This is a genomic window from Labrys okinawensis, from assembly GCF_002982075.1.
Lineage (GTDB): Bacteria > Pseudomonadota > Alphaproteobacteria > Rhizobiales > Labraceae > Labrys > Labrys okinawensis_A.
Genome location: NZ_PUEJ01000003.1, coordinates 246,977 through 267,257, shown reverse-complemented (window position 1 = coordinate 267,257; position 20,281 = coordinate 246,977). Strand labels below are relative to the sequence as shown.

The window sequence follows — 20,281 nt, the reverse complement described above, 5'->3', positions numbered from 1 at the left end:
CCCCCAGCCTTTGAAGAGAATCGCGATCTCGCTAAACCGCAATTCGTCTTCAACTCTTTGTTTCGACGCATTTTCTTGATCGAAAAGCCTAGCAACTTTTCTGGAAAATGCTCCGGCATCGTCACTCTTCCCCGAACTTTTCCTCGATTAGTCCCAGAATGGCCGACAGCGCCGCCTCTGCGTCGGGTCCGTTCGCGGCGAAATGCAGCACGGTGCCCTTGGGCGCCTTCACCCGCATCACCTTGACCGGGCTCTTGGCGTCGACCCAGGGTCCCGCCGCATCGGTGGCCAGTTCGATGCTCGACTGGAAGCTCTTGGCGAGCTGGGTCAGCTTCACGCTCGGCCTGGCATGCAGCCCGATTGCGTTGGTCAGCTCGGCCTTGCCCGTCAATGCTCCGTTCATGTCCGGCATATCAATCCTATCCGTAGAGATCTTCGGCAGCGGAGCGAACCGCGGCCAGTGAGGAATTGCCGGAGGCCTCGGTCGCGGCGATGACCGCTCCCTCCACCACCGGCGCATTGCAGATGACCACGAGGTCGCGCTTGTGTTCGTCGAGCATCTCGACGGCCATCTCGGCATTGGTTTCGGCACCGCCGAGGTCGACGAGGACGGCAACGCCTTCCTCAGACCAGACACTGTCGATGGCGGCGATGATCTTGGCGACGTCGGTGCCGAGCCCGCCGCCGGGGTCGCCGCCCGTCCAGGCGACGCGGACGCTATCGCCCACCATCTGCCTGACCATGTCGGCGGCGCCTTCGGCGACCTTGGGCGAATGCGATACGATCACCAGGCTCACGGTCATGGCATCAGCCCCTGCTTGTTGAGTTCGTCCGCCACCGTGGCGATGATTAGCGAGGAGGATCGGGCGCCCGGGTCCATATGGCCGACGGAGCGTTCGCCGAGGAAAGATGCACGCCCGCGGATCGCCTGCATCGGCACCGTCTTGTCGGCGGCGGCAATCGCCTCCGCCTTGATCGCGGCGGCATCGGCGCCGGCAGCAAGAGCGGCCTGGACCGGGACGAGGACATCGAGCAGCGTCTTCTGCCCGGCTTCCGAGCGGCCACGCGCCTTCACGGCCTCGACGGCCTTGCCGAAGGCTGCGACCACCGCGGCCCTGTCGGGCTCGGCCCCCACTGTCTTGCCCAGCTCCATGAAGAAGGTACCGAAGAGCGGGCCGGACGCGCCGCCGACCTTCATCACCATCGCCATCCCGGCGGCCTTGAGCAGATCCGGCCAGGATTTTTCGGCAAGGCCGGGCAGCTCGGCTGTGACGGCTTCGAAGCCTCGCTTGAGATTCAGGCCATGATCGCCGTCGCCGATCGCCTGATCGAGCGCGGTGAGTTCTTCGGAATGCTGGAATATGGTTGCCGCAACCGCGCGAATGAGCTGCTCTCTTGCTTGGCTGTCCATTGCCACGCCTCCGCCCCGCACTCTTGTGACGGCCGGCAACTGCCGGCTCGCAGTTTGCTTATTTGTTTAGTTGACCACTTAATCCTAAACATTGCAAGCAAAACTATCGCCCGCAGCGGTGGACCCAGGAACTCTTGCGACCCACCTGTACTGAACATTCCCGCGATGGCCAGCGCGGTACACCTTCGACCATGCCCGGGCGAGCGCATCCCCGCCTTGCGTCATATTCCTGTATCCCCGCCCGCATATGCAGGTGCCTATCTTAACGTCAGTAATGATGCCATATCGCCATTGACGAAGCTTGCCCGGACGGCCAAGACTAGAACCAAGCAAGATTAGAAGCGCTAGGGCGTGTCGCCAGTTATGGTTTGGCGTTTGATGAGGTCAAAAATGGCTGGATGGGAGGAGCCAGCGCTGCCAAGACTTTCGTCTTGGCAAGCGAAGCGACGCTGCAGACGACCATTTTTCACCTCACCGCGAAGCGGCGGGCGCTTTGGCCGATGAGTTCCCGTCAAACCCGAACCCATAACTGGCGACACGCCCCAGGGAAACGCTCCGCTTGATGGCAACAGATACAGTCCTGAAAGCCGAAGGCCTGACCAAGGATTTCAGGGGATTCCGGGCAGTCGACGGCGTCGATCTCTCGGTCCTGCGCGGAACGGTCCATGCTCTGATCGGTCCGAACGGCGCGGGCAAGACGACCTGTTTCAATCTCTTGACCAAGTTCCTCTCTCCGTCCGCCGGACGCATCACCTATAAGGGGCAGGACATTACCGGCATGAAGCCGGCCGCCGTGGCCCGGCTTGGCCTTGTCAGGTCCTTCCAGATTTCGGCCGTGTTCGGCGAAATGAGCGTGAACGACAATATCCGCATCGCCCTGCAGCGCCGACGCGGGCATTCCTACGATTTCTGGCGCTCGCAACGGATCCTCGCCGAGCTGAACCAGGAAGCCGCCGAACTCGCCGACAGCGTCGGCCTGTCATCCTTCCTCCCAACGCCGGCCAAGGAACTCTCCTATGGCCGCAAGCGTGCCCTGGAACTCGCGACGACGCTGGCGCTCGATCCGGAAATGCTGCTGCTCGACGAGCCGATGGCCGGCATGGGCCACGAGGATGTCGAGCGCACCACCGAGCTGATCCGCAAGATCGCGGCAAGCCGCACCATTTTGATGGTCGAACACAATCTTTCGGTGGTCGCCACCCTCTCCAACACCATCACCGTGCTGGCGCGCGGCAAGGTGCTGGCGCAGGGCGACTACAAAACCGTCTCCGGCGACCCGCGCGTGGTCGAGGCCTATATCGGGAGCGGCCATGCCTGATTCCTCGAACAAGCCCGATCCCCTGCTTCGAGTGCGCGGCCTGGAGGCCTGGTATGGCGAGTCCCATGTGCTGCACGGCATCGATTTCGACGTCAACGCCGGCGAGGTGGTGACGCTGCTCGGCCGCAACGGCGCGGGCAAGACCACCACGATGAAATCGATCATCGGCGTGATGGCCAAACGCAAGGGTTCGATCCGGTTCGGCGGCCAGGAAACCATCGGCCTCGGCTCCCGCCACATCGCGCGGCTCGGCATCGGCTATTGCCCGGAAGAGCGCGGCATCTTCTCCAGCCTGTCGGTGAAGGAGAATCTCGAACTGCCGCCGGTGGTCAAGCCCGGGGGCCTCAGCGTGGCCGAGATCTTCAGCCTGTTCCCCAACCTCGAGCAGCGCCTCACCAGCCAGGGCACCAAGCTCTCGGGCGGCGAGCAGCAAATGCTGGCCATCGGCCGCATCCTGCGCACCGGCGCCAACCTGCTGCTGCTCGACGAACCCACCGAAGGGCTCGCGCCGGTGATCGTTGAGCAGATCGGGCACACCATCGCCAGCCTCAAGCAGCGCGGCTTCACCATCATCCTGGTCGAACAGAATTTCCGCTTCGCCTCGACAGTGGCGGACCGCCACTATGTCGTCGAGCAGGGCAAGGTGATCGACATGATCCCCAATGCAGAGCTGGAAGCCAACAGCGACAAGTTGCACGCCTATCTGGGCGTGTGACGCCAATCAAAAAGCTGAACGGGAGACGCTTATGATTTCAAAACGGACCTTGCTCGCAGCAGCAGCCCTCGCCGCGGTCTTCGCGGGCTCGGCGCTGGGGCCGGCCAGCGCCGAGGACATCGCGGTCAAGCTCGGCATCCTCAACGACCGTTCGGGCGTCTATGCCGACCTCTCCGGCGAGGGTTCGGTGATCGCCGCCAAGATGGCGGTCGAAGACTTCAAGGCCGCCGAGAAAGGCCTGAAAGTCGAGATCGTCTCGGCCGACCACCAGAACAAGCCCGATATCGGGGCCGGCATCGCCCGGCAATGGTACGATCAGGACGGCGTCGATGCCATCTTCGACGTGCCGACTTCCTCGGTGGCGCTCGCCGTCAGCCAGGTCACCAAGGAAAAGAACAAGATCTTCATCGATTCCGGCGCCGGGTCCACCGAGATCGCCGGCAAGCAATGCACGCCCAACACGCTGATGTGGACCTATGACACCTATGCCCTGGCCAAGGGCACGGGCGGCGCCATGGTCAAGCAGGGCGGCGACAGCTGGTTCTTCATCACCGCCGACTACGCCTTCGGCAAGTCGCTGGAAGAGAATGCGACCGCCATCGTCACGGCTGCTGGCGGCAAGGTGCTCGGCTCGATCAAGGCCCCCTTCCCGACTTCCGACTTCTCCTCCTTCCTGCTGCAGGCCCAGTCCTCCGGCGCCAAGGTGATCGGCCTTGCCAATGCCGGCGGCGACACCGTCAACGCCATCAAGCAGGCCGCCGAATTCGGCATCACCCAGGGCGGCCAGAGCTTGGCGGGCCTGCTGATCTTCATCTCCGACGTGCATGCGCTCGGCCTGCAGGCGGCCCAGGGCCTGGTTCTGACGGAAGCCTTCTACTGGGATCTCAACGACGGCACCCGTGCCTGGTCCAAGCGCTTCGCCGAACAGAGCGGCGGCAAGATGCCGACCATGGTGCATGCCGGCGTCTATGCCGGCGTCCTGCATTATCTCAAGGCCATCGAGGCGGCCAAGAGCAAGGACGCTGCGGCAGTGATGGCCAAGATGAAGGCGACGCCGACCGACGATCCCCTGTTCGGCAAGGGCGAGGTCCGCAAGGACGGCCGCGTGACCCACGACATGTATCTGTTCCAGGTCAAGAAGCCCGACGAATCCAAGGGACCGTGGGACTACTACAAGCTGCTCGCCACCATCCCCGCCGCCGAGGCCTTCCAGCCCATGGACAAGGCCGGCTGCCCGCTGGTGAAGTGAGTTCCGGGTGTGGGGTGGAGGGACTGAGAGGTTCTGCGGCCCAACAATGAATGGCACTCCACGCACCCTCGCGCTGAAGGACCCATAAGGTGACGACGATTTTCGGCATTCCCCTGCAAGGTATCATGGCCCAGCTCGCGCTGGGCCTGATCAACGGGTCCTTCTATGCTTTGCTCAGCCTGGGCCTTGCCATCATCTTCGGCCTGCTCAACGTCATCAATTTCGCCCATGGCGCCCTCTACATGATGGGGGCCTTCGCGGCGTGGATGCTGCTCAATTATGCCGGCATCGGCTTCTGGCCTGCGCTCGTCCTCGCGCCGCTCGGGGTCGGCTTGGTCGGCATCGCCATCGAGCGGGTCTTCATTTCCAGAATATACAAACTCGATCACCTCTATGGCCTGCTGCTCACTTTCGGCCTGGCGCTGATCATCCAGGGTGTCTTCCGCAATTATTATGGCGTCTCGGGCGTGCCCTACAGCACGCCTCCCTCGCTCACGGGAGCCGTCAATCTCGGCTTCATGTTCCTGCCCAAGAGCCGTGTCTTCGTCATCGCCTTCTCGCTCGCCATCTGCCTCGCCACCTGGCTGGTGATCGAGAAGACGAAAATCGGCGCCTATCTGCGTGCGGCCACCGAGAATCCCACTCTGGTCGAAGCCTTCGGCATCAACGTGCCGCGCCTGCGGACGCTCACCTACGGCTTCGGCGTCGCCCTCGCCGGACTTGCCGGCGTGTTGGCTGCGACCACCACCAATGTCAGCCCCAATATGGGCGCCGACCGCATCATCGTGGTGTTCGCCGTGGTGGTGATCGGCGGCATGGGGTCCATCATGGGCTCGATCATTACCGGTTTCCTGCTCGGCCTGATCGAAGGCGTCGTCAATAATTTCTACCAGCAGGCCTCCTCGGTGGTGGTCTTCGTGGTGATGGTGCTTGTACTGCTGGTACGCCCTGCCGGCCTGTTCGGAAGGTCTTCGTGATGGCCGGCTCCCTCTCCCTCCCCAGCCTCGTCAGGGACGAGCGCTTCGTCGCTCTGGCCATGGTGGCACTGATCGCCGTGGCGCCGTTCGTGGCCTATCCTTTCTTCGTCATGCAGGTGCTGTGCTTCGGCCTGTTCGCCTGCGCCTTCAATCTGCTGCTCGGCTATGGCGGCCTGCTCTCCTTCGGTCATGCCGCCTTTTTCGGGCTGGCGAGCTATGTCTGTGCCCATGCCGCCAAGGTCTGGGGACTGACACCCGAGCTCGCCATCCTCTCGGGCGCCGTGGTGGCGGCTCTGCTCGGCCTGGTGGTCGGGGCGCTCGCCATCCGCCGCCAGGGCATCTATTTCGCCATGATCACGCTCGGCCTGGCGCAGATGGTGCAATTCTATGCCACCCAGGCCGACTTCACCGGTGGCGAGGATGGCATTCAGGGCGTGCCGCGGGGCAGGCTTTTCGGTGCGATCGACCTTTCCGACGACCGCGTCCTCTATATCGTGGTCGCCGTGATCGTGCTCGCGGGGTTGTTCGCCATCCACCGCATCGTGCACTCGCCCTTTGGCCAGGTGATGAAGGCAATCCGCGACAACGAACCCCGCTCCCTTTCGCTGGGCTATGACGCAGAACGCTTCAAGCTCCTGATGTTCGTGCTTTCGGCAACGCTGGCCGGCGTCGCCGGCGCCACCAAGGCGCTGGTGGTGCGCATCGCCTCGCTCACGGACGTCCATTGGACCATGTCCGGCCTGGTGGTGCTGATGGCGCTGGTTGGCGGCACCGGCACTCTGTTCGGCCCCATGCTCGGCGCCCTCGTCGTGGTGACGATGGAACATTATCTCGCCCCGCTGGGCTCCTGGGTGACGGTGGCCCAGGGCGCCGTCTTCGTCATCTGCGTGCTCGCCTTCCGCGATGGCATCGCCGGCACGCTGAGCAAGCTGCTGCGCAAGAGCGGCTAGGCGCTATCGCGGCCCTCCTTCGTCGGGAGGGCGATGCTCGAGCCGTTCCGTTGCGAAGGCAACCAGACCGGCAATGCCGAGTACGGCGCCGGTCGCGGCCGTGAGCATCCAGCCACCGGCATGGTATGTCAGCGTACCCATCAGCGACCCCAAGGCTCCGCCGATGAACACCGTCGTCATGTAGAGGGCATTGATGCGCGCCCGAACAGCTGGAGCCGTCGAGAAGATGGTGCGCTGGCTGACGATCTGGTTGGTCTGCACCGCCGCGTCGATGACCAGCGTCGCGACGATCAGCACCAGAAGCGACAGGATGTGTTCGCCAAGGGCCGTTGCGAGAAAGGCCAGCGCCAGGGCCGCCATCGCGCCATAGGTCGCCATGCGGCCATGCCCATGATCGGCAAGGCGTCCCGCCAGCGGCGCGGCCAGGGCCCCACCCGCCCCGGCAAGGGCGAAGAGCCCGATCGCATAGTCGGACATGCCGAACCGTTCCGTCAGCATCAGCGGCGCTGCGGTCCAGAACAGGTTGAAGGCGCAGAACAGCAGCATCTGATAGAGGGCGCGGCGGCGCAGGATAGGCGTGTTCCGCACCAGGCCGGGCAGAGAGGCCAGCACGGCCCCGTAATGGCTGGTGCCGGACGGCTGATACCGCGGCATCATGCGCCACAGGACAGCGCCGATCCCGATCATCAGCATGGCGGATGCGAGGAAGACCGCCCGCCAATCCAGATAGGCCGCCACGAAAAGCGCAGCCGGCCTTGCCAGCATGATGCCGGTGATCAGACCGGCCATCACCAGGCCGACCGCGCGGCCACGGCGCTCGGGCGGAACGAAATGCGTGATGAACGGCACCAGGATCTGGGCGCCGGCCGAGAATATGCCGATGGCGAGCGATGCGAACAGGAAGGCCACGGCGCCTTGCGCACCCGCCGCGAGGAGCAGGCTGGCAGCCGCGCAAACGAGCGTCGCCAGGGCCAGGACCTTGTTTTCGACGAGATCGGCCAGAGGCACCAGCAGGATGAGCCCGAGGCCGTAACCGATCTGGGTGAGGCTGACGATGGCGCCGGCGAGATCCGGGCCTATGCCGATCGCCGGCGCGATCTTGGCCACCAAAGGCTGGGCATAATAGAGATTGCCGACGATGGCCCCGGTTGCGATCGCCAGGGTCAGGACCAGGGCGGGAGCAGCCTGCCGGACAGCGGCGGCGGCGACGGTATTTTCCATTTGATGCTTATGATTCACGGCAGGCGCCCGATGGCATGTATTTGCCAATTAACGAAACGATACGTATCGTTACCATTGAATAAAACGATACGTTTCGTTATGTCAAGATGGGGAGGCACCACATGGAGACGAAAGCCACGCAGCCAAGGCGCCGCTCGATCGGCGCCCGCCGCAATCCGCAGACCGAGACCGCCATCATCGAGGCCGCACGACAGCTTCTGGCGGATCGAGGCTATGCCGGATTTTCCATCGAGGAGGCAGCCCGTCGAGCCGGTGCCGGCAAGGCCACCGTCTATCGCTGGTGGCCGACCAAGGCCGATCTGTTCATGGCGGCGTATGGCGCCGAAAAGGCCCGGGCGATAAGCCTGCCGGATACAGGCAGCCTGATCGAGGATCTGGTGCAGCACACCGCCGACCTCTGGCGTTTCTGGCGGACACCGCCAGGCGGCGCCTTCAGGGCGCTGCTCGCCGAGGCCCAAGCGAGCGAGGCGGCGGGCTCGCGTCTGCGCAACGAGTTTCTGCCCGTGCTGTTCCGGCCAACGCGCCATCTCTTCGAGCGGGCTGCGGCGCGCGGCGAATTTCCTGCCCAACTGATCGACGAACGCATCGCATTATGGGCGGGGTTCAACTGGTACCACCTGCTGACCTGGCAGATCGAGGCCGACGAGGCACTCCTGCGCCGGATCGAGACGCTCGTCGTCTCCGCCGAGGTCAGGGCCGGATAGCGGGTCTCATGCCAATGACAGTGATGTTCGATCCGTCATTCCGGCCGAGCGCCGCGAGGGGAAGGGGATGACTGGCGTGCTGGTCCCGGTCGGCAAAGTTCATTGTCATTGGTGTAGGGCGATTCACGTATCGGGAATGCGCTTCGATTTGTTATAGCCGGGCTTGACCGGTTATCCAGAAGCCACAAGGCGCTGAATTGCCGGGTCGAGCCCGGCAATGACCAAGGTTGTGCAATTCGAAAACGGTTAAGCGAACGGCATCCTACAGCTTCACCCAGACGCCGCCCTTCTTGGAGGATTTCACCGCCGCCTCGATGAACGCCATGCCGGCGATGCCGTCGTCGATGCCGGGGAAGAGTACGGCCGGATCGAGCGCCTCGCCGCTGCGGGCGGCCCGGATGGCACGGGCGATCTCGGCATAGATATTGGCGAAGCCCTCCAGATAGCCTTCGGGATGGCCGGGCGGCACGCGCGTCACCCGCGCGGCGTCCTCGCCGGCTGCAGCCGAGCCGCGGGTAATGATGCGGGTCGGCTCGCCATGCGGGGTGAAATAGAGATAGTTCGGGTTGTCCTGACGCCAATGGAAGCCGGCCTTCTCGCCATAGACGCGCAGCATCAGGCCGTTTTCGTTGCCGGGCGCCACCTGGCTCGCCCACAACGCACCGCGGGCGCCATTGGCATAGCGCAGCAGGATCTGCACGTTGTCGTCGAGCGCCCGCCCGGGCACGAAGGTGGTCAGTTCGGCCAGCAATTCCGAAACCTCCAGCCCGCCCACGAACTGGGCCAGGTTGAAGGCGTGGGTGCCGATATCGCCGATGGCGCCGCCGGCGCCGGAACGCTTGGGATCGGTGCGCCAGTCAGCCTGTTTCTGGCCGCTCTGCTCGATGGGAGTGGTGAGCCAGTCCTGCGGATATTCGACCTGGATCAGGCGGATGGCACCCAATTGCCCCGACTTCACCATCTCGCGTGCGGCGCGGATGAGGGGATAGCCGGTGTAGTTGTGCGTCACCGCGAAGATCACGCCCTTGTCGGCGGCAAGCTTCTTCAGGCGCAAGGCATCCTTCAGCGTCGTCGTCACCGGCTTGTCGCAGATGACATGGATGCCGGCCTTGATGAAGGCTTCGGCGGCGGGCGCATGCATGTGGTTCGGCGTGACGATGGAGACAGCCTCGATGCCGTCCTTGCGGCGCTTTTCCTTGCGCGCCATCGTCTCGAAATCGGGATAGATCCGGCCTGGATCGAGGCCAAGTGCCTCGCCCGAACGCTGGGCCTTCTCGGGCGTGGACGACAGGGCGCCCGCCACCAGCACATAATCATCGTCCATGCGCGCGGCGAGGCGATGCACCGCACCGATGAAGGCGCCCTCACCGCCGCCGACCATGCCATAGCGCACGCGCCCGCCTGCCTTGCTGTCCGAACGGCCCTCGATCGCCATCTGCTGTCTCCCTGAAATAACCGCCCGCCTACCGGCCAAGGCCGAGCATGCGCCGCACCGCCTTGCGATCGGTGCCGCCGCCGGCGAAATCGTCGAAAGCCTTCTCCGTCACCCGGATGATATGGGCAGCGATGAAGGGCGCTCCTTCCGCCGCGCCGTCTTCGGGGTGCTTGAGGCAGCATTCCCATTCGAGCACGGCCCAGGAGGCATAGTCATATTGCGCGAGCTTGGAGAAGACGCCGGTGAAGTCGACCTGGCCGTCGCCCAGCGAGCGGAAGCGCCCTGCCCTGTCGGTCCAGGAGGCATAGCCCGAATAGACGCCCTGGCGCCCCGTCGGGTTGAACTCGGCATCCTTGGCGTGAAAGGCCTTGATACGCTCATGATAGATGTCGATGAAGGCGAGATAATCGAGCTGCTGCAGCACGAAATGCGACGGATCGTAATTGATGTTGGCGCGCTTGTGCCCCTTCAGCCGGTCGACGAAGCGCTCGAAGGTGGCGCCGTCGAACAGGTCCTCGCCGGGATGCAGCTCGTAGCAGACATCGACGCCCACGGCGTCATAGGCATCGAGGATGGGTTTCCAGCGCTTGGCCAACTCACCGAACGCCTCGTCGATGAGGCCCGCCGGCCGCTGCGGCCAGGGATAGGCGAAGGGCCAGGCCAGGGCGCCGGAGAAAGTAACGCTGGCATCGAGGCCCAAGTGGCGCGAGGCGGTTGCGGCAGCTTTCAGCTGCTCCACGGCCCAAGCCTGGCGCTCCCTCGGCTTGCCGCGCACTTCCGGCGGTGCGAAACCATCGAAGGCTTCGTTATAGGCCGGATGCACGGCGACGAGCTGGCCCTGCAGATGGGTCGACAATTCGGTGATGGCGAGGCCATGCCTGGCCACGATACCGGCGACCTCGTCGCAATAGGACTTCGACTCAGCCGCCTTCTTCAGATCGAACAGACGACCGTCCCAGCTCGGGATCTGCACACCCTTATAGCCGAGCGAAGCGGCCCATTTGCAGATGGAATCGAGCGAATTGAAGGGCGCGGCGTCGCCCGCGAACTGGGCGAGAAAGATCGCCGGTCCCTTGATCGTGGCCGCCATGCTGCGTCTCCTAAGGTGATGCCTTCGGGCCGCAGGTCCAGAGCCGCTGGCATGCTGGCTCGCCCCTTCGGCCTGGGACCATTTGTCTGACCCGTCCCTCGGCTTGCCTCACCATGGCAAATCCTTCCGGACTGCGCAACGGCGATTTGATGTACGTACACCAGAGAAAGGCGAGACTATCTGCGCCCTCCCTTCAGACGCCCCGGCAGGCAGGGTCGAGCTCATAAGGCAAAGGCCGGACATAAAGCCCGGCCTTGCACAAACACAGCAATGTGGTGAAATCGACGTCCGCTCAGGCTTCCGACATGCCGGGACCGAGGACCACCACCCGGCCGCCGAGAGGCGCGCGCTTGTAAAGGTCGATCGCGTCCTGGACGATCATGCGGATGCAGCCCGAGGAAGCATTGTGCCCGATGCTGTAGGGCTCGTTGGTGCCATGGATACGATAGAGCGTATCCTTGTTGTTCTGCCACAGATACATGGCACGTCCGGTGATCGGGTTGCGCGGTCCGCCGCGTACACCGACACCGCTCTGCAGCTGGGTGAGGCTCGGCCTGAGATCGGGACGGCGGGCGATCATTTCCTTGGGCGGATACCAATCGGGCCATTCGCGCTTGTAGCGGATTTCCGCCGTGCCCGACCAGCCGAAGCCCTGCTTGCCGACGCCGACGCCGTAGCGCATCGCCCGTCCGCCGCCCATGACGTAGTAGAGATAATGCGCCCTGGGATCGACGATGATGGTGCCCGCCGGCTCGCTGGTCGGATAATCGACCTCGGCGCGCAAGAATTGCGGGCCGATACGCTTGGTATCAACGGCCGGCACGACGAATTTACCGTCGGTCATCTGACCGTAGATCGCCTTGTAGTCATAAGTACCCTCGGGGGTGAGGGGCTGTTCGGGCTGCGTGATTTCATCGGTCGGCCGGCCATCTACCGGCACCGCCGGCAGCGTTGCCGGGTCGGCCGAAGCGACGACCACCGGCTTGATTGCGGCTGAATCGGTCACGCAACTGGCCAGGCTGAAGCCCAGTCCAGCTAGCGAAGCGCCCACAAGAAAGGCGCGGCGGGAGAGAGACGACATTACACATCCTACTGGGATCGGGAGAACCGCCGCATACAATAAGCAAGACTTGAGTGTTCGGCTGTGCCTTTGCTGCAACGTTCCGGATTTCTTTATATCGCGTTCTCGTGAACGGCCGTCCGTTCACATTGGCTTCATCTACCCCCCGCAGGTTGAATGCGATGTGCCTTTGAGCGCATGGCGTTGCCAATGAAGGCTTGACCCGTCCCGCGCCCGCCTGCACAAGGCGCGCATGGCTCCTCCCCTGCTCTTCCTGCGCGACGTCCATCTCACCTTCGGCGGCACCCCGACCCTGGAGGGAGCCGATCTGTCGATCGCCCCGGGCGAGAGGCTCTGCCTCGTCGGCCGCAACGGTTCCGGCAAGTCGACTTTGCTCAAGATCGCCGCAGGCCTCATCGAGGCCGATCGCGGCGAGCGCTTCGTGCATCCCGGCGCCACGGTGCGCTATCTGCCGCAGGAGCCGGATTTCAGCGGCTTTGCCACCACGCTCGCCTATGTCGAGGCCGGCCTCGGACCGGGCGACGATAATTATCGCGCCCTCTATCTGCTCAACGAACTCGGCCTGACCGGTGAGGAGAGCCCCGAGAACCTCTCCGGTGGCGAGGCCCGCCGCGCGGCGCTTGCCCGCGTGCTCGCCCCCGAGCCGGACATCCTGCTGCTCGACGAGCCGACCAACCATCTCGATCTGCCGGCCATCGAGTGGCTGGAAAAGGAAATCGGCTCGTTGCGCTCGGCCCTGGTGCTGATCAGCCATGACCGGCGCTTCCTCGAGAACCTGTCACGCGCGACCGTCTGGCTCGACCGCGGCCAGACCCGGCGCACGGATCGCGGCTTCGCCTTTTTCGAGGAATGGCGCGACCAGGTGCTGGAAGAAGAGGAGCGCGACCGTCAGAAACTCGACCGCAAGATCGTCGCCGAGGAGCATTGGGTGCGCTATGGCGTGACCGCCCGGCGCAAGCGCAATGTCCGCCGCATGGCCAATCTCGCCGCCCTCAGACAGGAGCGCCGCGATGCCCGTCGCGTCACCGGAGCGGTGAAGCTGACGATGACGGAGGGCGAGGAAAGCGGCAAGCTCGTCGTCGAGGCGATCGGCGTGAACAAGGACTGGGGCGGCCCGCCGATCGTCAGGGATTTCTCCATCCGCATCGCCCGTGGGGACAGGATCGGCATCGTCGGCCCCAACGGCGCCGGCAAGACTACCCTGCTCAACCTGCTGACCGGTGCCATCCCGCCGGACAGTGGCGTGGTGAAGCTGGGCGCAAGCCTGCAGATGGTGACTCTGGACCAGCGCCGCGAGAGCCTGGACCCACAGACCACCCTCAGCGACACGCTCACCGGCGGGGGCTCCGACTATGTCGAAGTCGCCGGCGAGCGCAAGCATGTAATCGGCTATATGCGCGACTTCCTGTTCCCGCCGGAGCAGGCGCGCACGCCGGTTTCCGTGCTGTCGGGCGGCGAGCGCGGCCGGCTGATGCTGGCGCGCGCCCTGGCCAAGCCCTCCAATTTCCTGGTGCTGGACGAACCGACCAACGACCTCGACCTGGAGACTCTCGATCTCTTGCAGGAGATGATCGGAGACTATCAAGGCACGGTCATCGTCATTAGCCATGACCGTGATTTCCTCGACCGGGTCTCGACCTCGATCCTGATGAGCGAAGGTGACGGGCGCTGGACGGAATATGCCGGCGGCTATAGCGACATGGTTGCCCAGCGCGGTGCGGGCGTCGCCCGCAAGGCGGCGGAGAAGGCCGAGACGCCCAGGCCGGCTGCGGCGGACCGTGCGGCGCCCAGTTCGGCACCGGAGCGAACCGGCAAGCGCAAGCTTTCCTTCAAGGAAAAGCACGCTCTCGAGACCTTGCCCGGCAAGATCGACCAGCTTGCCGCCAAGGCCGCGGACCTGCAGGAGCGGCTTGACGACCCCGATCTTTTCGCCAGGGATTCGAAAAAGTTCGCCGAGCTCAGCCAGCAGCTCGCCAAACTCGATGCCGAGAAGGCGCAGGCTGAGGAGGAATGGCTGACCCTGGAAATGCTGCGCGAGGAAATCGAGGGATGACCGGCTTTCGCCGAATGATCGCCCCGATGAGAATTATTCCATAGTAAAATCAAAAGCTTGCAATTCCCCTGGAAAGGCAACAAGGGTGTATTCCCCGGAGCATGGCGCGTTTGGATGGAAACGCTGTTTTGCTCTCGCTCGTCGGTTCAACGCGTCTTTGCGACCCTTGGCGATTTCGCCAGCCGCAAGGCGCTTCAGCTTCCCGGAACAACCATGTCTGCCTTCCGACGTTACGCGCTGATCCTGGCCTTGCTCGGAGCGCCCCAGGGAGCGCTTTTGGCCGCTTCTCCCGCTTGGGCCCGATCCAAGCCGGCTCCCGCCCCGCCGCCGATCACCGATGCCAGGAGCTGGCATGCCGCCCTGCTCAGGCAGGTGGCGGCCAGCACCCGGTTTCCGAACCTGCCTCAGCCCCCCTTGAAGGAGGGAGAGGTGCCTCCGCCCCTGCCATCCGGACAGGTCACGATCCAGTTTGTCCTCGACCGCAACGGGCAGGTGCATTCGGCCACGGTGATCCAGGGGTCCGGCCGGAGCGAATTCGACCAGGCCGCGCTGGAAGCGCCCAAGCGGGCCACGCCCCTCCCCAAACCGCCGGCCAATGTGACGGGAGAGAGCTTCTCGCTCCGGCTCCCGATAGTCTTCAGGGGCGGGTCCCAGCCTCAGAATACGCCCAAGGGCACGCCGCCTCGCGCAAATTGAGCGCGACAGGCCCGGCATCGTGCTTCATTCTGGCGGCTGCTGAATCGACGGCAGGCCGCCCCGCGCGGAGATGATGCGACGGAATCGAGCATGGTAGGAACCCTGACACCCTCGGGATCCGGAGATATCGGCCGGCGGCCGACGAAAGCCGAGCTGGAGCGTGCCCTGGCGGATGTCGCGATCGTGCCCATCACCCACATGGCTGCGGCGATCGACGATGTGCTCGCCCGGTTTCGGCAGACGCATTGCAATGGCGGCGCCCTGTTTGCGGCTTTCGAGATCGGCGCCGAACCGGCTCTGGATTGGTACGTCGCACGCGGCCAGCTGCATCTCGACGGCATTCTAGCGCGTCTCCTGGTCCACCCGGCCATCCGGGCCGGCCTGCCGGATCTGAGGATCGATACTGCCGTACCGCTTCCCGACATCGGCTTGGAACCTCGTGACGCCCTGGAGATCGACGGCTTGCTCGCCAGGGCGCTCTACCATGGCGGCGCCTATTGGCACGCCACCGGCTCGGGCATGCCGGAAAAGACCTTGGCCCTGCGCTTCTGCGATGCCCTGTTCGAGCTGCGCTTCGACGAGATCGCGGTCTATACCAGCGGCAAGGCCTGGACCGACTGGTTCTACGACATTGCCTGGGATGAGACTTTCGTCGTGCTTGACAAGCGCTGTCGGCGGCTTTTTCTGCTGGCCGTGACCGATACCGATTGAAATCACGCCGGCGCCCTCTTTCCCCGCTAGCGGGATGGTCAACCCTCATACCCTTGTCGCAGGGCCTGCCATGATCATCACACATCGCTTGTGCCCGACGACCAAGGACAGGCTGTTGCCCCATACGCTGCAACCCGGTGAGCCCCTCGCGGGGGACGTCCTGTGGATCGACCTGCTCAACCCGACGCGCGAGGAGGACCAGCAGGTCGAGACGCTGCTCGGCATCGCCATACCCACCCACGAGGACATGGACGATATCGAACCTTCCGAACTGATCTGGTCGGAGAACGGCACGCGCTACATGACCACCCGTCTCCTGGTGAACGTCAACACCAGCGAGCCGGACATTTCGGCGGTGACTTTCATCCTCACGGCCAACGTATTGGTGACTGTGCGCTACAGCGAGCCGAAATCCTTCACCACCTATACCGGCCACGCGGTCAAGGCCGGCGGCTGCGGCGGCAGCCCCGAGGCGATCATGGCCGGGCTGATCGATGCCATCATCGACCGTGCGGCTGAGGTGCTGCAGGAAACCGGCGAGCGGCTCGATGCGCTCTCGCGCGGCGTATTCAAGGATGCCGTCAAGCAAAGCAATCGCAACGCCACCCTGCAGCGCACCTTGCAGGCGCTCGGCCGGCATGGCGACCTCGTCTCGAAATCGCGTGAAAGCCTGGTCTCGATCGAGCGGGTGCTGCTGTGGTTCTCGGCGGGCCTCAAGGCCGCCAAGGTGCCCTCGGAACTGCGCGAGGAGGTCAAGATGACGCTGCGCGACCTGCAGTCACTCGAGGAGCACGCGACCTTTCAGTCGGGCAAGATCCAGTTCCTGCTCGACGCCACGCTCGGCCTGGTCAATCTGGAACAGAACAACATCATCAAGCTCTTTTCGGTGATGGCCGTGATCTTCATGCCGCCGACGCTGGTAGCCTCGATCTACGGCATGAATTTCGAGTACATGCCGGAGCTCAAATGGGCGCATGGCTATCCGATGGCCCTGATCCTGATGGTGGTGGTCGCCATCGCTCCCTATGTGCTGTTCCGCTGGAAGAACTGGCTGTAGGACAAGCCGCCGGCAAATTCGCTATTTGTTTGCGGCGGGCTTCGCCAGGGCCGCCCGGCCCCGCGGGGTCAGGCAATAGCCGATGGCGCGGTAGCCCGCCTTGATCACCGCGATCGAATCCATCTGGCTGGGCAATTCCGATCGTGTTTTCCGCGAACCATCCGGCAGCTGGAAGACGGCCTCGCACCAGCCGAACTTCCGGCACATATGTCCGGCCTGCCCGCTGATGGAGGGCCTCAGTTCCCCTGCTTCAAGGGCCGTCAGATAAGCTCTTTCGCGAGGGGTTGGATCGCGGTCCGGCAAGGGCATGAAGTTCATGACAGTCCCTATCGTCGCTTTCGATGATGCCGGCGCCTGCCGAATCGTGAGGAGTTGGTAATGACCGACGCCCCGAACGGGGCGCCGACGAAATGTCCAAAGCGGCTGGAGGACATTGGATGTTTCCGCTCTATTCCGCCGCCGCGGCCGTGCCCCTGCCGCCATGGCCGCCATCCAGGGCGGCCGGCGCACCGGCTGCCGGTGTTTCGTCCTTCGGCCCCACCAGAGGGCCGAAGAGGAAGGAAATGCCGCGGGTGAGATCGTCCATGACCGCATAGAAGGACGGTACGAAGATCAGCGACAGCAGGGTCGAGACGATCAGGCCGCCGATCACGGCGATCGCCATCGGCGCCCGGAACTCGCCGCCGTCGCCATGCCCCAGGGCCGTCGGCACCATGCCGGCCACCATGGCGATGGTGGTCATCACGATCGGCCGCGCGCGCTTGCGCCCGGCATCGATGATGGCGTCGTGGCGGTGCATGCCGTGCTTGACCCGCTCCACCGCGAAGTCGACCAGCATGATGGCGTTCTTGGTGACGATACCCATCAGCATCAGGATGCCGATCACCACCGGCATCGAGATCGAGTTGTGAGTGGCGAGCAGCGCCAGGACCACCCCGAGCAGCGACAGCGGCAGCGAGAGCAGGATGGTGATGGCGTGGAAGGGGCTGCCGAGCAGCAGCACAAGCACGCCCGCAACCATCAGCAGGCCCGTCCCCATCGCCATGGCAAAGCCCGAGAACACCTCGGCCATCACTTCGGCGTCACCGGTCGGCGCGAAAACCACGCCCTTGGGCAGGTTCTTGGCCTCCGGCAGGGCCATCGCCAATTCCAGCGCCTCACCGATCTCGAGCCCCTTGCGCAGGTCGGCGCCGATCTTGATCTGCCGCTCGCGGTCGTTGCGCTCGATCGAGGTCGGCCCCTGGCCGAACTCGACATCCGCCACCGCCGACAGCGGTACGCTGCCGCCGGAGGCGGTGGTCAGGCTCAGCGCCTCGATCAGGCCGAGATTGCCGCGGGACTCCTCCGTCAGCTGCACACGGATCGGCACCAGCCGGTCCCCGGCATTGAACTTGGCCAAATTGGCGTCGATATCGCCGATGGTCGCCACGCGCACCGCTTCCGAGATCTGTTCAGTGGTGATGCCGTAGCGGGCGGCATCGTCGGTTCGCGGCAGGATGCGCACTTCCGGCCGTTCGAGACCGGTATTGGCGGCGACATTGTTGAAGCCGGGCACATGGCGCATGGCGCCTTCCAGGCGCGACGACGCCAAGGCGAGGGCCTTGGGATCATTGCTCTTTAGCGCCAGGTTGACGTCGCGCTCGCCATTGTCGTTGACGCGCCAGGCCCGCATGTCGGGAATGGCGGTGAGGATGCGCGCAATGTCGTCCTGGATGGCGAGTTGATGGCGCGCACGCGTCTCCCGCTTGGTGAGCTTGACATAGATCGCGGCGCGCCGCGGGTCGAGCTGCCCGGTCGGCGAGGTGCCGCCGATGACGAAGACCTGCTCGACTTCCGGGATCTTGCGGATGGCGGCGACCACCTCGTCGGTCTTGGCCTGGGTATTCTCGAGCTTGCCGCCCGGCGGAAGCTCGGCGGAGATGACGACGCGGGCGTTGTCCTCGGGCGGAATGAAACCCTGAGGCAGTAGGCCCATCAGGCCGAACGTCACCACCAGGAGCCCGAAGCCGGCGACGATGGTCAGGTAGGGCGAGAACCAGCGCGCCAGCGTCATTTCCAGAAAGCGGGTATAGGCCCGCATGATCCGGCCATCCCGTGCTTCCACATGGGCGTGCGGCCTGAGGAAATAGGCCGTCATCATCGGCGTGATCAGGCGTGCCACCAGCAGCGAGAAGAACACCGCCACCGCCACCGTCAGGCCGAACTGCTTGAAATATTGGCCGACGATGCCGCCCATGAAGCTCACGGGCGCGAAAATGGCGATGATCGTCATGGTGATCGCCATCACGGCGAGGCCGATCTCGTCCGCCGCTTCGATGGAGGCGCGGTAGGGCGACTTGCCCATCTTCATGTGCCGGACGATGTTCTCGATCTCGACGATGGCGTCGTCGACCAGAATGCCCGTGACCAGGGTGATGGCGAGCAGGCTGACGAGGTTGAGCGAGAAGCCCATCATGCTCATCGCCCAGAAGGCCGGGATGGCCGAGAGCGGGAGGGCGATGGCTGCGATCAGCGTGGCCCGCCAGTCGCGCAGGAAGATCAGCACGACGATGACGGCGAGAATGGCGCCTTCGACCAGGGTCTGCATCGCCGCTTCGAAATTGCCATAGGTCGAGGCGACACCGTCATCCACCACCGCATAGCTGACTTCCGGATTGGCGTCGTGCAGGGCCTTGATCTTGGCGGCGACGGCCGCCGCGACCGTGGTGTCGCTGGCGCCCTTGGAGCGGAAGACCGAGAAGGCGACGATCGGCGTCGAGCCGTTGATGCGCGCGAACGAGGTCTGGTCGGCATAGGCATCGGTGATGTCGGCAATCTCGTTGAGCCGTACCTGCCGGCCGCCGGGCAGCGTGATCTTGGTCTCCTTGAGCTCGTCGATCGTATGGGCACCGGCCAGGGTCCGGATGGCCTGCTCGCGATTGCCGACCTCGCCCTTGCCGCCCGACAGATCGACCGTTGTCGCCTTCAGCACGCGATTGACGTCGGCGGCGGTGATGCCGAGCGAGAGCAGCCGATCCGGATCGACGGCGACGCGGATTTCACGCGTCACGCCGCCGATACGGTCGACGCGGCCCACCCCGCGCAGGCTCTGCAGATCCCGCTTCACCACATTGTCGACATGCCAGGACAGCTGCTCCAGCGTCATGCCGGGCGCCGTGGCGGAATAGGTCATGATCGACTGCGACTCGATTTCGAGGCGCGCGACCACCGGCTCCTCGATGTCGCGGGGCAGTTCGGTGCGGATCTTGGTCACCGCATCCTTGACGTCGTCGAGGGCACGGTCTGTGTTGGTGCCCAGCCAGAACTCGATGGCGACCGTCGAGGTGGAGTCGGTGATGGTCGACTGCACATGCTTGACGCCGGCGACACTGGTGACGGCATCCTCGATCTTGCGCGTCACCTGCGTTTCCAGCTCGGAAGGCGCGGCGCCGACCTGGGTCACCGTCACGGTGATCACGGGAATGTCGATATTGGGGAATTTCGTGATCGGCAAGTTCTGGAACGAGACCCAGCCAAGCGCCATCAGCACCACGAACAGGACGATCGAAGGCACCGGATTGCGGATGGACCAGGCGGAGACGTTGAAAGACAT

19 protein-coding genes are annotated in these 20,281 nt (G+C 64.4%); 10 read left to right on the top strand and 9 right to left on the bottom strand.

Annotation, left to right across the window (positions count from 1 at the left end):
- Positions 1–121: 121 nt before the first annotated feature.
- From C5L14_RS08315 to dhaL, 3 genes are read right to left on the bottom strand one after another with little or no spacing between them, the layout of a single operon-like run.
- Complete coding sequence (locus C5L14_RS08315) at positions 122–403, bottom strand: HPr family phosphocarrier protein (RefSeq protein WP_209430483.1); 282 nt, start codon at positions 401–403, stop codon at positions 122–124.
- A gap of 16 nt (positions 404–419) precedes the next feature.
- Entirely contained in the window at positions 420–803 is a 384-nt protein-coding gene (gene dhaM / locus C5L14_RS08310) for a dihydroxyacetone kinase phosphoryl donor subunit DhaM (protein ID WP_105861572.1), read from the bottom strand.
- Positions 800–1,411, bottom strand: coding sequence for a dihydroxyacetone kinase subunit DhaL (gene dhaL, locus C5L14_RS08305; protein WP_105861571.1), 612 nt, complete (start codon positions 1,409–1,411; stop codon positions 800–802). Before dhaL ends, dhaM begins: the two co-directional genes overlap by 4 nt.
- Positions 1,412–1,973: 562 nt before the next feature.
- On the opposite strand from dhaL, the gene C5L14_RS08300 reads away from it, so the two are divergent.
- From C5L14_RS08300 to C5L14_RS08280, 5 genes are all read left to right on the top strand, one after another.
- Positions 1,974–2,729, top strand: coding sequence for an ABC transporter ATP-binding protein (locus tag C5L14_RS08300; protein ID WP_105861570.1), 756 nt, complete (start codon positions 1,974–1,976; stop codon positions 2,727–2,729).
- Positions 2,722–3,444 carry an ABC transporter ATP-binding protein gene (locus tag C5L14_RS08295; protein WP_105861569.1) on the top strand — a complete coding sequence of 241 codons (723 nt, stop codon included), beginning with the start codon at positions 2,722–2,724 and terminating at the stop codon, positions 3,442–3,444. The genes C5L14_RS08300 and C5L14_RS08295 overlap by 8 nt, the downstream gene beginning before the upstream one ends.
- 31 nt (positions 3,445–3,475) lie before the next feature.
- Positions 3,476–4,693, top strand: a complete 1,218-nt coding sequence (locus C5L14_RS08290) for an ABC transporter substrate-binding protein (protein ID WP_105861568.1) — start codon at positions 3,476–3,478, stop codon at positions 4,691–4,693.
- An 89-nt stretch (positions 4,694–4,782) separates the two neighbouring features.
- Complete coding sequence (locus C5L14_RS08285; protein ID WP_105861567.1) at positions 4,783–5,670, top strand: branched-chain amino acid ABC transporter permease; 888 nt, start codon at positions 4,783–4,785, stop codon at positions 5,668–5,670.
- Positions 5,670–6,620, top strand: a complete 951-nt coding sequence (locus tag C5L14_RS08280) for a branched-chain amino acid ABC transporter permease (RefSeq protein ID WP_105861566.1) — start codon at positions 5,670–5,672, stop codon at positions 6,618–6,620. The genes C5L14_RS08285 and C5L14_RS08280 overlap by 1 nt, the downstream gene beginning before the upstream one ends.
- A 3-nt stretch (positions 6,621–6,623) precedes the next feature.
- On the opposite strand, the gene C5L14_RS08275 is transcribed toward C5L14_RS08280, so the two are convergent.
- Positions 6,624–7,841: an MFS transporter gene (locus C5L14_RS08275; protein WP_105861565.1), complete on the bottom strand. Its 1,218-nt coding sequence runs from the start codon at positions 7,839–7,841 to the stop codon at positions 6,624–6,626.
- A gap of 122 nt (positions 7,842–7,963) precedes the next feature.
- Between C5L14_RS08275 and C5L14_RS08270 the strand changes: the two genes are divergently transcribed.
- Complete coding sequence (locus C5L14_RS08270; protein ID WP_105861564.1) at positions 7,964–8,566, top strand: TetR/AcrR family transcriptional regulator; 603 nt, start codon at positions 7,964–7,966, stop codon at positions 8,564–8,566.
- 262 nt (positions 8,567–8,828) lie between these two features.
- Here the strand turns inward: C5L14_RS08270 and C5L14_RS08265 are convergent, their stop codons facing one another.
- From C5L14_RS08265 to C5L14_RS08255, 3 genes are all read right to left on the bottom strand, one after another.
- On the bottom strand, positions 8,829–10,001 hold the full coding sequence (locus C5L14_RS08265) for a Gfo/Idh/MocA family protein (protein ID WP_105861563.1): 1,173 nt from the start codon (positions 9,999–10,001) through the stop codon (positions 8,829–8,831).
- Between the two features lie 28 nt (positions 10,002–10,029).
- On the bottom strand, positions 10,030–11,091 hold the full coding sequence (locus tag C5L14_RS08260; protein ID WP_105861562.1) for a sugar phosphate isomerase/epimerase family protein: 1,062 nt from the start codon (positions 11,089–11,091) through the stop codon (positions 10,030–10,032).
- Positions 11,092–11,383: 292 nt separating this feature from the next.
- Positions 11,384–12,172: a L,D-transpeptidase gene (locus C5L14_RS08255; protein ID WP_105861561.1), complete on the bottom strand. Its 789-nt coding sequence runs from the start codon at positions 12,170–12,172 to the stop codon at positions 11,384–11,386.
- Positions 12,173–12,404: 232 nt separating this feature from the next.
- Between C5L14_RS08255 and C5L14_RS08250 the strand changes: the two genes are divergently transcribed.
- The 4 genes from C5L14_RS08250 (at position 12,405) to C5L14_RS08235 (ending at position 16,689) form a co-directional block, all read left to right on the top strand.
- A complete protein-coding gene (locus tag C5L14_RS08250; RefSeq protein ID WP_105861560.1) occupies positions 12,405–14,225 on the top strand; it encodes an ABC-F family ATP-binding cassette domain-containing protein in 1,821 nt (606 codons plus the stop codon).
- 213 nt (positions 14,226–14,438) lie between these two features.
- Positions 14,439–14,921 carry an energy transducer TonB family protein gene (locus C5L14_RS08245; protein ID WP_181161083.1) on the top strand — a complete coding sequence of 161 codons (483 nt, stop codon included), beginning with the start codon at positions 14,439–14,441 and terminating at the stop codon, positions 14,919–14,921.
- 90 nt (positions 14,922–15,011) lie between these two features.
- Positions 15,012–15,632 carry a hypothetical protein gene (locus C5L14_RS08240; protein WP_105861558.1) on the top strand — a complete coding sequence of 207 codons (621 nt, stop codon included), beginning with the start codon at positions 15,012–15,014 and terminating at the stop codon, positions 15,630–15,632.
- Positions 15,633–15,666: 34 nt separating this feature from the next.
- Positions 15,667–16,689, top strand: a complete 1,023-nt coding sequence (locus C5L14_RS08235) for a magnesium transporter CorA family protein (RefSeq protein WP_105861557.1) — start codon at positions 15,667–15,669, stop codon at positions 16,687–16,689.
- A 21-nt stretch (positions 16,690–16,710) separates the two neighbouring features.
- On the opposite strand, the gene C5L14_RS08230 is transcribed toward C5L14_RS08235, so the two are convergent.
- Positions 16,711–17,007, bottom strand: coding sequence for a hypothetical protein (locus C5L14_RS08230; RefSeq protein WP_105861556.1), 297 nt, complete (start codon positions 17,005–17,007; stop codon positions 16,711–16,713).
- A 130-nt stretch (positions 17,008–17,137) separates the two neighbouring features.
- The gene (locus C5L14_RS08225; RefSeq protein WP_105861555.1) at positions 17,138–20,281 is read right to left on the bottom strand and encodes an efflux RND transporter permease subunit; all 3,144 of its coding nucleotides are present in this window, start codon (positions 20,279–20,281) and stop codon (positions 17,138–17,140) included.